Origin of the sequence: Paraconexibacter algicola (assembly GCF_003044185.1) — a bacterium.
GTDB lineage: Bacteria > Actinomycetota > Thermoleophilia > Solirubrobacterales > Solirubrobacteraceae > Paraconexibacter > Paraconexibacter algicola.
In genome coordinates this window covers 618,361-633,266 of the sequence record NZ_PYYB01000001.1, presented here as the reverse complement: position 1 = coordinate 633,266, position 14,906 = coordinate 618,361, and the positions used below count along the sequence as shown (strand labels likewise).

General features: G+C 75.5%; 12 protein-coding genes. 8 read left to right on the top strand and 4 right to left on the bottom strand.

Annotated features, from left to right (window positions below; all coding sequences use genetic code 11):
- Nucleotides 1-3: 3 nt before the first annotated feature.
- Complete coding sequence (locus C7Y72_RS23045) at nucleotides 4-1,227, bottom strand: acyl-CoA dehydrogenase family protein (RefSeq protein ID WP_158276602.1); 1,224 nt, start codon at nucleotides 1,225-1,227, stop codon at nucleotides 4-6.
- Complete coding sequence (locus C7Y72_RS02950; RefSeq protein ID WP_107567118.1) at nucleotides 1,224-1,826, bottom strand: TetR/AcrR family transcriptional regulator; 603 nt, start codon at nucleotides 1,824-1,826, stop codon at nucleotides 1,224-1,226. Before C7Y72_RS02950 ends, C7Y72_RS23045 begins: the two co-directional genes overlap by 4 nt.
- A 90-nt stretch (nucleotides 1,827-1,916) precedes the next feature.
- Between C7Y72_RS02950 and C7Y72_RS23040 the strand changes: the two genes are divergently transcribed.
- The 3 genes from C7Y72_RS23040 to C7Y72_RS02935 all read left to right on the top strand — a co-directional run bounded on the left by C7Y72_RS23040 (nucleotide 1,917) and on the right by C7Y72_RS02935 (nucleotide 6,440).
- Nucleotides 1,917-3,266, top strand: coding sequence for a hypothetical protein (locus C7Y72_RS23040; protein WP_107567117.1), 1,350 nt, complete (start codon nucleotides 1,917-1,919; stop codon nucleotides 3,264-3,266).
- A gap of 63 nt (nucleotides 3,267-3,329) precedes the next feature.
- Nucleotides 3,330-3,800 (top strand): SixA phosphatase family protein, encoded by a 471-nt coding sequence (locus C7Y72_RS02940; RefSeq protein ID WP_107567116.1) that lies wholly within the window; start codon nucleotides 3,330-3,332, stop codon nucleotides 3,798-3,800.
- Between the two features lie 57 nt (nucleotides 3,801-3,857).
- Nucleotides 3,858-6,440 carry an AAA family ATPase gene (locus tag C7Y72_RS02935; protein WP_107567115.1) on the top strand — a complete coding sequence of 861 codons (2,583 nt, stop codon included), beginning with the start codon at nucleotides 3,858-3,860 and terminating at the stop codon, nucleotides 6,438-6,440.
- A 6-nt stretch (nucleotides 6,441-6,446) separates the two neighbouring features.
- Here C7Y72_RS02935 and C7Y72_RS02930 read toward each other — a convergent pair whose 3' ends face one another.
- Nucleotides 6,447-7,934 carry a sialidase/neuraminidase family protein gene (locus C7Y72_RS02930; RefSeq protein WP_107567114.1) on the bottom strand — a complete coding sequence of 496 codons (1,488 nt, stop codon included), beginning with the start codon at nucleotides 7,932-7,934 and terminating at the stop codon, nucleotides 6,447-6,449.
- A gap of 156 nt (nucleotides 7,935-8,090) precedes the next feature.
- Here C7Y72_RS02930 and C7Y72_RS02925 point away from each other — a divergent pair, with 156 nt between their 5' ends.
- The 3 genes from C7Y72_RS02925 to nhaA are packed head-to-tail and all read left to right on the top strand — an operon-like array spanning nucleotide 8,091 to nucleotide 10,977.
- Nucleotides 8,091-9,341, top strand: coding sequence for an ArsB/NhaD family transporter (locus C7Y72_RS02925; RefSeq protein ID WP_107567113.1), 1,251 nt, complete (start codon nucleotides 8,091-8,093; stop codon nucleotides 9,339-9,341).
- Nucleotides 9,342-9,361: 20 nt separating this feature from the next.
- Nucleotides 9,362-9,829, top strand: coding sequence for a CBS domain-containing protein (locus C7Y72_RS22665; RefSeq protein WP_146175228.1), 468 nt, complete (start codon nucleotides 9,362-9,364; stop codon nucleotides 9,827-9,829).
- Nucleotides 9,826-10,977 (top strand): Na+/H+ antiporter NhaA, encoded by a 1,152-nt coding sequence (nhaA, locus tag C7Y72_RS02915; RefSeq protein ID WP_107569556.1) that lies wholly within the window; start codon nucleotides 9,826-9,828, stop codon nucleotides 10,975-10,977. The genes C7Y72_RS22665 and nhaA overlap by 4 nt, the downstream gene beginning before the upstream one ends.
- On the opposite strand, the gene C7Y72_RS22660 is transcribed toward nhaA, so the two are convergent.
- Nucleotides 10,962-12,257 carry a GAF domain-containing sensor histidine kinase gene (locus C7Y72_RS22660; protein WP_158276601.1) on the bottom strand — a complete coding sequence of 432 codons (1,296 nt, stop codon included), beginning with the start codon at nucleotides 12,255-12,257 and terminating at the stop codon, nucleotides 10,962-10,964. The two genes, nhaA and C7Y72_RS22660, sit on opposite strands and share 16 nt — an antisense overlap.
- Nucleotides 12,258-12,281: 24 nt before the next feature.
- Here C7Y72_RS22660 and C7Y72_RS02905 point away from each other — a divergent pair, with 24 nt between their 5' ends.
- Together C7Y72_RS02905 and C7Y72_RS02900 are read left to right on the top strand one after the other, a co-directional pair.
- Nucleotides 12,282-13,985 carry a thioredoxin-like domain-containing protein gene (locus tag C7Y72_RS02905; protein WP_158276600.1) on the top strand — a complete coding sequence of 568 codons (1,704 nt, stop codon included), beginning with the start codon at nucleotides 12,282-12,284 and terminating at the stop codon, nucleotides 13,983-13,985.
- Nucleotides 13,986-13,988: 3 nt separating this feature from the next.
- Nucleotides 13,989-14,876, top strand: a complete 888-nt coding sequence (locus C7Y72_RS02900; RefSeq protein WP_107567111.1) for a DNA-formamidopyrimidine glycosylase family protein — start codon at nucleotides 13,989-13,991, stop codon at nucleotides 14,874-14,876.
- Nucleotides 14,877-14,906 lie beyond the last annotated feature (30 nt).

Sequence of the window (14,906 nt, the reverse complement as noted above, 5' to 3'; positions counted from 1 at the left end):
GGCTTAGAAGATGTCTCCGGTGGCCTGGCGGGTGGACTGTCCCTGCATCGAGAGCTTCAGCAGCTCCCGGGCGATCGTCATGCGGTGGACCTCGCTGGCGCCGTCGTAGATCCGCGCGGCGCGCGCGTCCTGGTACCAGCGGGCGATGGGCAGGTCCATCGCGATCCCCGCCGCCCCGTGGATCTGCACGGCGCGGTCGACGATCCGCCCGAAGGCCTCGCTGACGAACGTCTTGGTCATCGCGATCTCCTGCCGGTAGGGGAGGCCGTTCTCGACCTTCCAGGCGGCGTGCAGGACCATGAGCTTGGAGGCGTAGAGGTCCATCGCGGAGTCGGCGATCATGAACTGCAGGCCCTGGTGGCGCGCGAGCTCCTTGCCGAAGGAGCGGCGCTGCAGCAGCCGCTCGCTCGTCATGTCCAGCGCGCGCTGCGAGACGCCGATCCAGCGCATCGCGTGCGCGAGGCGGCCGCCGGCGAGGCGCTTCTGCGCGATGACGAAGCCCTCGCCCTCGCCGCCGAGGAGGTTGCCGGCGGGGACGCGCACGTCGGTGAGCGTCACGATCGGATGGCCGCCGGGGGAGTGGGAGCCCATCCACTCGGGGTGGCGCTCGATCGCCCAGCCGGGCGTGTCGCACGGCACGAGGATCAGCGAGTAGTCGCGGTGCGTGGCGGGCTCGGAGCTGCCGGTCTTCGCGACGACGATCGCGAACGCGGCGCCCTCGGCGCCGGTGATGCACCACTTGCGGCCGTTGATGACCCACTCGTCGCCGTCGCGGACGGCGGTGGTCTCGAGGTTCGTCGGGTCGGAGGAGGCGACGTCGGGCTCGGTCATCGCGAAGCACGAGCGCGTGCGGCCCTCGGCGAGCGGGCGCAGGTACTCCTCCAGCTGCTCGTCGGTGCCGGCGATCAGCAGCGTGTGCATGTTGCCCTCGTCGGGGGCCATGGCGTTGAGGCCGAGCGAGGCGAGGCCGGAGACGCCGCAGGCCTGCGAGACGAGCGACATCGCGAGGACGCCGAGCCCGAGGCCGCCCCACTCGACGGGCAGGTGCGGGGTGTAGATGCCGAGCTCGCGTGCGCGGTCGCGCAGGCGCTCGACGACGTGCCAGCTCGTGAGGACGTCGTCGGGGTCGGCGATCTCCGCCTCGGCGGGGAGCACGTCCTCCTCGATGTAGCGCTCGATGCGCGCGAGGATCTCCTGGACGTCGTCGGGGATCGTGAAGTCGATCACAGCATGCCTTCCATGAGGGAGCGGAACCGCGTGACCCAGTCGAGCTGGGTGGCCTGGTCCTCGAGTTGCTGCACGAGGAAGCCCTGCAGCGCGGCGTTGACGGTGAGGCCGACCGCGACCGCGTCCAGCGACGGGTCGATCGACCCGTCCTCCTGGCCGGAGCGGACGCAGTCGATCATGTACTCGCGCTGGCGCTGCTGGACGCGGCGCGCGATCGCGGCGAGGTTGGGACGCGACGTGCCGGCCTCGAGGTGCAGGCGCGTCAGCAGCGAGTAGAACGGGGTCCGGGAGCCGTAGAGCCGGGCGCTCTCGTCGACGAGGCCGAGCAGGCGGGTGCGGCCGTCGCCGTCGCTGGAGCGCGCGATGACCTGCTCGCTGTGGCGCCGGATTGTTTCGCGGTAGACGGCCTCGATCAGCCCGTCCTTGGAGGCGAAGTGGTGGTAGAGCGCGCCCTTGGTGACGCCGGCGTCGGCGGCGACCTGGTCGAAGCTCGCGTCGGGCCCGTCGGTGGCGAACCGCTCGATCGCGGCGTCGATGAGCTTCGTGCGCGTGGCGGCGGCCGTCGCGGCGCGGGAGCTCGGGGCGGGCGGGGCGCTCACATACCCGACAGTATGCGAAGTGCGCGGTGCCCGTCAAGCGCACCGCGGAGGGGGGCCGTAACTCGCGACGGCCACCGCGGTTGTCCCACCATGACCACGCTCCGTGCCCGCTGCTGGCTGCTGCCCGTGCTGCTCGCCCTCCTCGCGCCCGCCGCGGCCCAGGCCACGACCGTCCGCGTCGACGTCCGCACCGTCGAAGGCGACCGCGAGGACGAGGTCGTCGCGACCCTGCGGGTGACCGCGGCGCCCGGCGAGGCCAACCGCGTCGTCGTCCGCGAGGCCGCCGACGGCAGCGTGACGGTCGAGGACCGCGGCTCTCGCCGTCCCGTCGCCGCCGGTCGCGACTGCGCGCGGACCGCGCGCTCCCGTGTGCGCTGCACGGCCGGGCTGCCGCTGGACGGGATCGCCGTGCGGCTCGGCGACCGCGACGACCGGCTGGACGCGCCCGGTCGCTTCGGCCTGGCGATCGAGGTCCGCGGCGGCACGGGCGAGGACCGGATCACCGCCACGCGGACCCCGCTCGTCGCCCAGGGCGACGAGGGGCGCGACACGCTGCTCGGCGGCCGCGCGGCCGACACCCTGCGCGGCGGTCCCGGTGACGACCGCCTCGCCGGTGGCGGTGGGGACGACACGCTCGCCGGCGACGCCGGGGCCGACCGCGTGCGCGGCGACACCGGCGACGACACGCTCGACGGCGACGGCGGTGACGGACGCATCGACCGCGACCTCCTCGACGGGGGCCGGGGCCGCGACACGATCACCTACGAGGGGCGCCCGACCGCGGTGCGCGTCGACCTCGCCCGTGGACGCGGCGGCCGCCGCGGGACCGAGGACCGCCTGCACCGGATCGAGGACGCGCTCGGCGGCGACGGCGACGACGTCCTGCTCGGCGACGACGGGCCCAACGACCTGCGCGGCTTCGACGGCGACGACGTCGTCAGCGGCCGGGGCGGCGGCGACGTCGTACTGGGCGACCGCGTCAGTGGTGGGCCGGGCGACGACCGCGTCAGCTTCCGCGATCCGGACTCCACCTGCGGGACCGGCGTCGACGTGGTCGACCCCGACGACCGGGTCGCCCGGATCCCGCGCGGCTGCGAGCGCCTGCTCGTCAGCGACGTCGGCGACGGCGCCAGCGTCCCGGCCTTCCCGGTCGTGACCGCGGAGGCGCTGCGCTTCGAGCTGCTCTGCACCGAGGTCGGCCGCTGCGAGGGGCGGCGCCTGCGGCTGCTCGGGGTCGACGGCGGCGTCCTCGCCGACGTGCCGGTCCCCGACGTCGACGGATACGAGCGCGTCCGGGTCGACGTGCCGCGGACCGGGGCGCTCGCCGCGCACGCCGCCCGCCGGCGCCTCGAGGTCGCGGTCGACGCCCGGATCGCGCGCACGCCGCCCGCGCCCGATCCCGACGCGCCCGGCGTCTACCGGATCGAGCTCGACCTGTGAGCGTCGGCCCCTGACGCAGATCCTTCACGCGCGGGGACGCCGACGGGCTACCGTTCGCGGCGTATGTCCCGACAGCTCTGGTTCCTGCGGCACGGCGAGGCCGAGCCGCACGGCACACGCGCCGACGCCGAGCGGCGCCTGACGGCCCGCGGCGAGGACCAGGCGCGCGCCGCCGGTCAGGCGATCGCCGCCCTGGACGCCGCGCCCGTCATCGTCTTCACGAGCCCGAAGGTCCGTGCGCACGACACGGCCGCCCTGGCCTGCGCGGCGCTGCCCGGCGACCCCGTCGTGCACCACGCCCTCGTCGGCCTCGACGCCGGCGAGGCGCTCGCCCTGCTGGAGGCCGCCTCCGACGGCGAGCGGATCCTCCTCGTCGGCCACGAGCCCGACTTCAGCCAGGTCGTGCACGACCTCACCGGCGCCCGGATCGACATGAAGAAGGGCGGCATCGCGGTCGTCCGGATGGACGGCTCCCGCGGCGAGCTCGCGGTCCTGCTGCGCCCGCGCGAGCTACGCGCGATCGCTGGCGCCTGAGCGCGACGCCGGGCTGGTGCGACGGGGGCACCCCCGCATGCGGCAGGATCCGCGGCGATGACCGTGGGGACCCGGCCGTTCGTCGGCCGCGACGACGACATCGAGCGCCTCGCGTCGCGCCTGCGCGACGCCCGACCCGCCGGCCTGCTCCTGACCGGGGAGGCCGGCGTCGGCAAGAGCCGCCTCGCGGTCGCGGCCGCCCGCCGCGCCGACCCGGACGCCGTCGAGCTGCACGCCGGCCCCGGCCTGCGCCAGATCCCGCTCGGCGCGCTCGCGCCGCTGCTCGCCGCGCTCGACATCCGCGCCGACAGCGCGTCCGCGGCGCTCACGGCGCTGCACGCCCGCGCCGCCGCGCGCCCCGGGCTCGTCGTGGTCGTCGACGACGTCCCCGCCCTCGACCCCGCGTCGACGGCGGCCGTCCAGCAGCTCGCGCTCGGCGGTGCCGTGCGGCTCGTGCTCACCGCGCGGGACGGGATGTCGCTGCCGCCCGAGATCGAGCGGCTCGTCGAGGACGGCAGGCTGGAGCCGCACCCGGTCCGCCCGCTCACCCTCGCGGAGGCCGGCGAGCTCGTCGCCGCCGTGCTCGGCGGACCCGTCGACCCGTCCGCGGCCCGGACGCTGCACGAGGAGAGCGGCGGCAACCCGCTGTTCCTGCACGAGCTCGTCGCCGGGGCGCAGCAGGCCGGCGGCCTGACGCGGGGACCCGGCGGATGGGCGCTGCGCTCCCTGGTGCCGAGCCGACGGCTGCTCGAGCTCGTCGTCGCGCGCTTCGCCGGGCTGGACCGGGGGGCGCGGACGTTCCTCGAGCTCGTCGCCGCCGGGCAGCCGCTGCCGTTCGACCCGCGCGGCGCCGACGCGCGGACCGCGTCCGCGCTGCAGCAGGCCGGGCTCGTGCTGCTCGAGCCCGCCGGGGACGGCGTCGAGATCCGGCTCGCGCACCCGCTCTACGACGAGGCGCTGCGCGCGACCACCCCCACGGACCGGTGGGCGACCGCCGCCCGGCGCGCCGCGGGCATGCTCCTCGCGCGCGAGGACGAGGACGCCCGGCTGCGCGCGGTCGCGCTGCTGCTCGACGTCGGCGAGACCCCGGAGCCCGCCGCGGCGATCGGGGCGGCGGAGCGCGCGTTCGCGCTCCTGGACCATCCGCTGGCCGCGCGGATCGCGCAGGCCGTCCTGGCCGTCGAGCCGGGGTCGTTCCGGGCGGCGCGCGTCCGCGCCGGGGCGCTCTCCGCCCTCGAGGACCCCGGGGCGATCGCCGCCCTCGAGCACGCCTCGGCGCTGGCGGGCGACGACGAGGAGCGGGCGCTCGCCGCACAGCGCCACGGGCTGCACCTGGCCCTCCGTGCGGGCGACCCGGCGGGGGCGATCGCCGTCGCCCGGGCGGCGCTCGACCGCATCGTCGACGCCGACTGGGCGGCATTCGTGGAGGCCGACCTCGCGAAGTGGCGGATGATGCGCGGCGAGCAGGTCGAGGACCTCGCCCCGGAGGACGGGGCGGGCGGGCCGGCGCAGCTGAACGCGCACCTGCTCACCGCGCTCGTCAGCGCGATGGGCGCGCGCTCCGCCGACTGCGAGCGCGCCGTCCGTGCCGGGCTGCCGCTGGCCGCCGAGCACGGCGAGCTGCTGCCCAACGCCCGCGACCTGCTCCAGCTCGCGCAGTTCCTCGCGCTCGTCGCGGGCGGGCGCCTGGACGAGGCGCGCGCGCACGTCGGACGGCAGGTCGCCCGGGTGGCCGAGCGCCATGACGAGCCCCTGGGCCTGTGGTCCTACGCGACCGCGGTGCTCGACCTCCACGTCGGTCGGGCGGGGGTCGCGGCGACCGGCGCGCTCGAGGCGAGCCGGGCGCTCGAGTGGCGCGACTTCGTCGGGCTGCGGCCGGTCGCGCGGGCGGTCCGGGCGACCGCGCTCGCGCAGCTCGGCCGGGCAACGGCCGCGCGGGAGGTGCTCGACACGATCGGTCCCGACGAGCTCGCCGACCCGAAGGCGGCCCTCCAGCACGCGCAGGCGCGCGCCTGGCTGCTCGTGCACGACGGCGACCGTGCCGGCGCCGTGCGGCTGCTGGCGGCGGCCGGAGCGGACGGGCTCGCGGCCGAGCAGGTGCTGCTCGGGGCGCTGACGAGCTACGAGGCGGTCCGGCTCGGCGGCGCCGACGCGGTGGCCGTCGACCTCGAGGCCGCGGCCCGGCGGGCGGACCCGGGGCTGCTGACCCTGTTCGCCGCGCACGCCTCGGCGCTGCGCCGCCGGGACGCGGAGGCGCTGTCCACCGTCGTCGGCGCGCTGGCGGACACCGGCATCCCGCTCGCCGCCGCCGACGCCGCCGTCCAGCTCGCCGAGCTGCAAGGGACGCAGCGTCGCGCCGAGGACGCACGGCGCGCCCTGCTGCGCGCGACCGCCCTGCGCGCGGGCCTGGACGGGGCGGCGGGCGCCGCGGACCGGCCGCGGCTCCTCACGCGGCGCGAGCACGAGATCGCGCTGCGCGCCGCGCGCCGCGAGCGCAGCCGCGAGATCGCGGACGCGCTCGGCGTGTCGACCCGCACGGTCGACAACCACCTGGCGAGCGTCTACCGCAAGCTCGACCTCACCGACCGCGGGCAGCTCGCCCAGGCGCTCGCCGCGCTCGACGGCGAGCCCGCGGGCTAGCGACGCTCACGCGCAGATCCGCACCGACCGGCGGATCGAGCGGGTCCGCTGCTTGCCGGTCCGGACCTTGAGGAACGCGCGGGCGCGCACGACGTGCGTGGAGCCCGGTGCGAGCCCGACGAGGCGCAGCGTCTGGGTGAACGGGGCGCGCCGGTCGGTGCGGACGTCGCGGCCGTCGACGGAGAAGTCGACCCGCGTGACCTTGACGACGACGCGCCTGCCGGTGCTGCGCCGCGTCTTGACCTTGCGCGCCCTCTGGGTGAGCGTCACGCGCACGTCGCCCGCGGGCAGGCAGCCCCGGGGCAGGCCGAGCAGCAGGTCGGTGTCGCCCTCGGTGACCTTGGTCGTGACCGTCGGCTCGCCGGGCAGCCCGGCGCTCGGCTCCAGCGGCAGCGCGAACCACTCCTCGCCCCGGACGGCGACGGCGAAGCCGCGCCCGTCCGCCGCCGCGCTCGCGCGCGCCCGCAGCACGGACCGGTCGGGCGAGGTCGTCAGCACCTGCGCGGGGCTCCACGTGGCGCCCCCGTCCGCCGACCGCGCGTAGCGCAGCGTCGAGCCGTTGTCCCCGGTGAAGACGGCGTGGAAGCGGCCGCCGGGGTCCGCGGTGATCTCCCCGTTGTTGGCGTTGTTGGAGCCGCCCTGGTTGCGGTAGAGGACGACCGGCGGCCCGAAGCCCGCGCCGGTCCAGCGGCGGGCGGTGATCGCGGCCTCCAGCGAGCCGTTCTCGAGCGTCGTGAGGACCATGCCGCGCCCGCCGCTGGCGAGGCTCGGCTCGCCGATCACGCGCCCCGCCGTCGGGGTCAGCGTCCCGGGCGGCGACCAGGAGGTGGCCATGTGCGGGTCGCCGCTGCCGAGCGGGTGGGCGAAGAACGCCGCGGGGTCGGTCGGCCGGACGGCGACCGCGACGCCGTCCACGATCGCGAACCCGGCCGGGTCCACCCCGGCGCCCGGGCCGTCGAACACGAGCCGCGGCGTCGAGGTCGGGGTGGAGCCGTCGAACGCGGCGCGGACGACGTTCAGGAAGCCGCCGGACATGACGCCGTGCCACAGCGCGCCGTCGGGGCCGACGACCTGCTGGCCGGCGAGCACCTGCGAGGAGCCGACCCGGACGCCCGGGGCGAAGCTCGCCCCGCCGTCGGTGGACACGGCGACCGCGGGACCGTCCCCGTCGGGATCGCCGGTGGACCGGGCGGCGGTGACGAGCACCGCGGCCCCGTTGACCTGCACGTGCACCTCCGAGCCGATCGGCGCGCCCGGCATCGCGATCGGGGTGCGCCGCACGCAGCCGGTCCCGTCGCGGGGGATCAGGCAGTGCGACACGGCGCCGTCGGTGCCCGAGAGCGCGATGTGCGCCGCGCCGGCCGCGTCGACGGCGACGTCGGCGGCCGCGACCGTCCCGAGCGGTATCGGCGTGGCGGCGGAGGCGGTCGCGGCCGGGACGAGCGTCAGCGCGACGGCGAGCGGGATGGGCAGGAGCGAGCGGGGGTGGAGCACCCGGCCGACGGTAGGCCCGGGCGGTCGCGCGCACCATGAGCAATTCCTACTCAGGGCGGGTGGGGCGACCGGTCCCGGGTAGACTCTCGTACAGGTGAGCCGGGAAGCCTGGTCGGCACGTCGTCGACCCCTGCCCGAAACGGAGCCGCCCCTCCCGTGACGCTCGCCATCGTCCTCTTCGCCCTCGCGCTCGCGCTCATCGCCAGCGAGAAGGTCGACCGCACCAAGGTCGCGCTCGCCGGCATGGTCCTCGTCCTGCTCACGCAGACGATCGACCAGGAGCAGGCGATCGAGGCGGTGGACTGGGCGACCATCGGCCTGCTCGTGGGCATGATGATCGTCGTCAAGCTCACGGAGACGACCGGGCTCTACACGTACCTCGCGATCCGCGCCGGCCAGGCGAGCGGCGGCCGGCCGCTGGCGCTCGTGCTGCTGCTCGCCGGCTCCACCGCGCTGCTCAGCGCGTTCCTGGACAACCTGACGACGGTGCTGCTGATGGTGCCGATCACGTTCCTGCTCGCGGACGCGCTCGACATCGACCCGATCCCGCTGATCCTCATCGAGGTCTTCGCGTCGAACATCGGCGGCACCGCCACGCTGATCGGCGACCCGCCGAACATCCTCATCGCCGGGGCGACCGGTCTCAGCTTCAGCGCGTTCCTCACGAACCTCGCGCCGGTGGTGATCGTCACGCTGCTCGTCGTCGTGCCGCTGCTCTACCTCGTCTTCCGGTCGCGGCTGCAGGTCGCGCCGGACGCCCGCCGCCGCGTGATGGAGCTCGACGCCGACCGCGCGATCGAGGACGCCACCGAGCTGAAGAAGCTGCTCCCGGTGCTCCTCGGGACGATCCTGCTGTTCTTCGTCCACAAGCCGCTGCACATCGAGCCCGCCACCGTGGCGCTCGCAGGCGCCGCGCTGATGCTGCTGCTCACGACGCAGACGCTCGAGAAGACGCTCGCGAGCGTCGAGTGGCCGACGATCTTCTTCTTCGTCGGCCTGTTCGTGATGGTCGGCGCGCTCGAGGAGACCGGCGCGATCGGCGAGATGGCCGACGGCATCGCCGACGTCACCGGCGGTGACCGCACCGCCGAGCTGCTCGGCATCACCTGGTTCAGCGCGATCTCCTCCGGGCTCGTCGACAACATCCCGTTCACGACCGCGATGATCCCCGTCGTCGAGCAGCTCAACGAGAGCGACGACGACGCCTACTGGTGGGCGCTCGCGCTCGGCGCCTGCTTCGGCGGCAACGCCACGATCATCGCCGCCGCCGCCAACGTCGCCGCCTCCGGGCTCGCCGCCCGCGCCGGTCGGCGGATCGGGTTCGTCGAGTTCCTGAAGATCGGCGTCCCGGTCACCTTGCTGTCGCTGCTCGTCGCCACCGCGTACGTGAGCATCCGCTACGTCTGACCACCCGGAGTCCCTGCACCATGCCCCGCTCGATCACCGACATCGCCATCGTCCGCGACACCCCCACGGTCACGGTCGACGACCCGATCTCCGCCGCGCTCGAGATCCTCGCGACGACGAAGCTGCCCGCCGTCCCGGTCCTGAAGGCCGACGGCCGCTACCACGGCATCTTCGGCGAGCGCGAGTTCATCGCCGCGCTGTTCCCCGGCTACCTCGACCAGATGACGTCGATGCGGTTCCTCACCCACACCCTCGACGAGACGATCGACCGCCGCGCCGGCTGCATCGCCGAGTCCGTCGGGTCGCACGCGAACACCGAGCACGTCGAGGTCGACGTCGACGCGGGCGACGCCCAGCTCGCCGAGGTCTTCCTGCACCACCGCGTGCTGCTCGTGCCGGTGCTCGAGCACGGGCACGTCGTCGGGGTCGTGACGCGCTCCGCGTTCTTCCGCGAGCTCGCCGCCCGGGTGGTGGACCGCGCCTCGTGAAGCGCACGGCCCTCGCCGAGTTCCTCCACGACGAGGCCGCCGGCGGCATCGTCCTCGCGCTCGCGACCGTCGTCGCGCTCGTGTGGGCGAACAGCCCGCTCGGGGACGACTACGTGGCGCTGTGGGAGACGAAGCTCGACCTCGGGCTCGAGCTGGACCTGCACCACTGGATCAACGACGGCCTGATGGCGATCTTCTTCTTCGTCGTCGGGCTGGAGATCAAGCGCGAGCTCGTCTGCGGCGAGCTGCAGGACCGCCGGACCGCGACGCTGCCGGTGGTCGCGGCGATCGGCGGCGTCGCGCTCCCCGCGCTGCTGTTCACGCTCCTGACGGCCGGGACGCCGGACGCTCCGGGCTGGGCGATCCCCGCCGCGACCGACATCGCGTTCGCGGTCGGCGTCCTCGCCCTCCTGGGCGACCGGATCCCCGCGAGTCTCAAGCTGTTCCTGCTGACGATCGCGATCGTCGACGACATCCTCGCGATCGCGATCATCGCCGTCTTCTACGCGGACGACCTGTCGATCCTGTGGCTCGCCGGCTCCGCGCTCGGCCTCGTCGGGATGGTCGAGCTGCGCCGGCTCGGCGCCACCCGGCCGTGGCAGTACGTGCCGCTCGCGATCGTCGTCTGGGTCGCGATGCACGAGTCCGGGGTGCACGCCACGATCGCCGGCGTCCTCATCGGCCTGCTGATGCCCACCGGGGAGATCGACGGGCGCAACGTCCTGGAGGAGCTCGAGGACCGGCTCCACAACGTGACCGCGTTCGCGATCGTGCCGCTGTTCGCGCTCGCCAACGCGGGGGTCGACCTCGGGGGCGGGACGCTCCAGGACGCGGCGTCCAGCACGCTCGCGTGGGCGATCGTCCTCGGCCTCGTCGTCGGCAAGCTCTCGGGCATCGGCGGCGCGGCGATGCTCGCGCTGCGCGCCGGCTGGGGCGTGCTGCCCGACGGCGTGGACCGCGGGCACGTCTGGGGTGCGGCGGCGCTCGGCGGGATCGGCTTCACCGTCTCGCTGTTCATCGCTCAGCTCGCCTACGTCGACGGCGCGCAGATCGCGATCGCCAAGGTCGGCATCCTCGTCGGATCGCTGGTGAGCGGCGCGCTCGGCGTGCTGCTGCTCCTGCGGCGGCGCGCTCAGGTCGCGCCGTAGCGCGCCGCGACCGTCGCGGTGAACGTCGAGCCGACGCCCGGCTCGCTCTCGACGTCGACGGTGCCGCCGAGCAGGTCGGCGAGCTTGCGCGCCAGCGGCAGCCCGAGCCCGGTGCCCCGCCCGTCCTCGCTGTCGCCCGCCCGCTCGAACGGCTGGAAGATCCGCTCGAGGTCGTCGGCCGGGATCCCGGCCCCGGTGTCGCGGACCGTGAACGCGACCCGCGTGCCGTCGTCGACGAGCCGCGCCGCGACGCGGACCTCGCCCCGCTCGGTGTGGCGGAGCGCGTTGGCGACGAGGTTGCGCAGGATCTGCGCGAGCTTCCCCGGGTCGGTGCGCAGCGCCGGCACGTCGGCGGGCGCAGGCTCGACGACGAGCTCGACGCCCGGTGCGCGCGGGACCGGGGCCATCATGCCGCGCAGCGCGCCGAGGACCTCCTCGAGCGCGACGTCGGAGGCGTCGACGACCGCGTGCCCGGCCTCCGTCCGCGCGAGCTGCAGCTGCTCGTTGACGAGCTCGAGCGCCTCCTGCGCGGTCCGGTCGATCATCGCCACGTCGGTGGCGAGGCCGGACGCGGGCGCCTCGGCGAGCATCACCTCGGCGAGCCCGCGGATCGCGAACAGCGGCGTGCGCAGCTCGTGCGCGATCGTCGACGCGAGGTCGATCGACACGCGCTCGGTGCGGTCGCGCTCGTGCTCGGACTCGTCGAGCACGTCCTGCAGCGTCCGCAGGCCGCGTGCCGCGTCCTCGAGCTCCTGCGTGCGCTCGGTGGCGAGCTCGAGCGCGTCGCGCAGCTCGATCTCGGTGACGACCATGTCGGAGAGGTCGGAGACGAGCTTCACGTGCTCCTCGGTCCACGGCCGCGGCGCGAAGTCGATCGCGCAGAGCGTCCCGATGATCTCGCCCCCGGACCGGCGCAGCGGGAAGCCGCAGTACGCGCGCAGGCCCTTGCCGATCGCCGGGCTGTCGGCCAGCAGCTCGTGGGACTCGGCGTCCTCGGCGACGATCTCGGCGCCGCTGCGCACGACCCACTGGCACGCCGAGTCGGCCACCGGGCCGGAGAGCATCGCCGCCAGGTCGGGGTCGTCGGTGCGACGGCTCAGGTAGCGCTCCTCGTGCTCGCCGACGAGCGACAGCTGCGCCAGCGGCACGTCGAGCACCGTTGCGACGATGCGGGTGAAGCGGTCGAACGAGGTGTCGGGAGCGGAGGCGAACAGGCCACGGCGCTCGAGTGCGGCGAGCCGCCGCGGGTCGTCGAGCTCCTGTCCTGCGGAACCGGTCACGCGGGGGGAGGATACTTCCCGCAGGTGTCCGGACCCCTCGACATCCACCGCGTGCGCGTCCGTGCGCCAGAACTCCGGAGTACTGGCCGCTGGTCGGGCGGCGGGCCGCTGACGCTCGCCGACCTGCGCGGCCGCGTGGTGCTGCTGGACTTCTGGACGAGCTGCTGCGTGAACTGCCTGCACGTCGCCGAGGAGCTCCGCGGGCTGGAGCGGCGCTTCGCGGACGTCCTCACCACGATCGCCGTGCACACCCCGAAGTTCCCGCACGAGCGCGACCACGGCGCGGTCGCCGCGGCCGCCGCCCGGCTGCGGCTCGAGCACCCGGTGCTCGAGGACCCCGACGGTGCGCTGTGGGACGCCTACGGGGTGCGCGCCTGGCCGACGCTCGTGCTGATCGACCCGACCGGCCGCGTCGCCGCGACGGTGGCGGGGGAGGGCCACGCCGTCGAGCTCGCCGCCGCGATCGAGGCGCTCGTCGAGGAGGCCCGCGAGGCCGGCACGCTCGGCCCGCCCGGCCCGCTGCCGTCCGTCCGTCCGTCCGCCGCCGGGCGCGGCGAGCTCGCGTTCCCCGGCAAGGTCGCGATCGCCCCCGACGGGCAGCGGCTCGTCGTCGCCGACAGCGGCCACGACCGCGTGCTCGTCACCACGCTCGACGGGGTCGTCCTGGTCGAGCTCGGCGGGCTCTACCAGCCGCAGGGCGTGCGCTTCGACGGCCCCGACGCCCTGCTGGTCTGCGAGACCGCGCGCGACCGCGTCTGGCGGATCGAGCTGCCCGGCGGGACGCGGACGCTCCTCACCGAGCAGGTGAAGAGCCCGTGGGACGTCGTGCGCTGGCAGGGGCACGTCGTCATCGCCGGGGCCGGCCGCCACGTCCTGTGCGCGATCGACGCGGGCGGCGAGGCGCAGGTGATCGCGGGGACCGGGGCGGAGGAGCTGCTCGACGGGCCGGCCCTGCGCGCGCTGCTCGCCCAGCCCAGTGCGCTCGCGGTCACCGCCCGGGACGAGCTGGCGTTCCTCGACGCCGAGAGCTCCGCGCTGCGCGTGCTCGACCGTCCGGCCGGGACCGTCCGCACGCTCGCCGGGCAGGGCCTGTTCGACTGGGGCGCGAGCGACGGGGACCGCGACCGCGCGATGCTGCAGCACCCGCTCGGGCTCGCCGCCGCGCCCGACGGCTCCCTGTTCGTCGCCGACACCTACAACCACCGGCTGCGCGTGTGGCGCGGGGAGCACCTGTGGACCGTGCCGGTCGAGGGGTTCGACGAGCCTGGCGGCCTCGACGTCCTGCCCGACGGTCGGCTCGTCGTCGCCGACACCGGCGCGCACCGCGTCGTGCTCGTCGACCCCGTCGCCGCCCGCGCGGAGGCGATCGACGTCGGCCGGCCACCCTCGCGCGACGAGCCCGGGGCCCCGGTCGTCGCCGAGACCGCGATCCTGGCCGAGGACGGCGTCCTGCACGCGACGCTCGACGTCCCGCTCGACGGCGACGCGCTCGATCCGGCCGGCGGCCCGCCCGTCCGCGTGACCGCGCGCGCGACCGACGAGGCCCTCCTGCCGGGCGAGCGGACGTGGTGGCTGGACGCGCTGCCGGCCCGCGTCGCGGTCCCGCTCGGCACCGGATCGGGCCGCATCACGCTCGAGCTGCGCGCCGCGAGCTGCGGTCCCGACGCCTGCCGCCTGCGCCGCACCGAACGCGCCTACGACGTCATCCTCACCCCCGCAGGAGGTTGAGCCGTGCCCGAGCTGCCCGAGGTCGAGATCACCGCGCGCCGCCTCTCGGCGGCCCTGGAGGGCGCGACGGTCGCGTCGGCGCTTGCGCCGGGGCTCAACACGCTGAAGACGTTCGACCCGCCCCTGCACGCGCTCGAAGGCGCCACGATCACCGGGGTGCGACGGATCGGCAAGCACCTCGTGGTCGACCTCGACGCGCCCGCGGCGGGCGGCCCGGTCGCGCTGCTGCTGCACCTGATGTCGGCCGGCCGGCTGCAGCTGTTCGAGAAGCGCGCCTCGATGAAGGACCGCGCCAACCGCCTGCTGCTGCGCATCGCCGACGAGGACGGCCGGCCGCCCGACCGGGAGCTGCGGCTGAAGGAGTTCGGCACGAAGCAGGCGGCGTGGGCGAAGCTCCTGCGCGCCGACGAGCTCGCCGCCGATCCGGCGCTGGCGACGCTCGGCCCGGAGGCGTGGCCCGACCCGCCGGCCGACCTGCGCGACGTGCTCGGCCCCCAGAAGGCCCGGCCGTTGCAGGCGGTCCTGCGTGACCAGCGGGTGCTCGCCGGGATCGGTCGGTCGTGGGTGGACGAGATCCTCTGGGAGGCGCGGCTCTCGCCGTTCGCGCGCGCCGGCGGCCTCTCGGACGAGGACGCGGCCGCGTTGCGTGCCGCGATGGTCGACCGGCTCGGGGCCGCACTGGCGCACTACGAGGACGTCGTGCGGCTGCCGATCCCGGACAAGCTGCCGCTGCCGCTGCTCGTGCACCGGCATCACGGTGAGCCGTGCCCGCGCTGCGGCACGACGATCGAGGCGGTCCACTACGAGGAGCAGGTGCTCTGCTACTGCCCGTGGTGCCAGACCGACGGGAAGGTGCTGAAGGATCGTCGCCTGTCGCGGCTGTTGAAGTGAGCCGCGCGGTGACGTACCGCTCCGCGGCTG

What these genes read in the sequence shown, in the direction of transcription:
- C7Y72_RS23040 (WP_107567117.1), top strand. Translation starts at nt 1,917, where the DNA reads ATGACCACGCTCCGTGCCCGCTGCTGGCTGCTGCCCGTGCTGCTCGCC.
- C7Y72_RS02940 (WP_107567116.1), top strand. Translation starts at nt 3,330, where the DNA reads ATGTCCCGACAGCTCTGGTTCCTGCGGCACGGCGAGGCCGAGCCGCAC.
- C7Y72_RS02935 (WP_107567115.1), top strand. Translation starts at nt 3,858, where the DNA reads ATGACCGTGGGGACCCGGCCGTTCGTCGGCCGCGACGACGACATCGAG.
- C7Y72_RS22665 (WP_146175228.1), top strand. Translation starts at nt 9,362, where the DNA reads ATGCCCCGCTCGATCACCGACATCGCCATCGTCCGCGACACCCCCACG.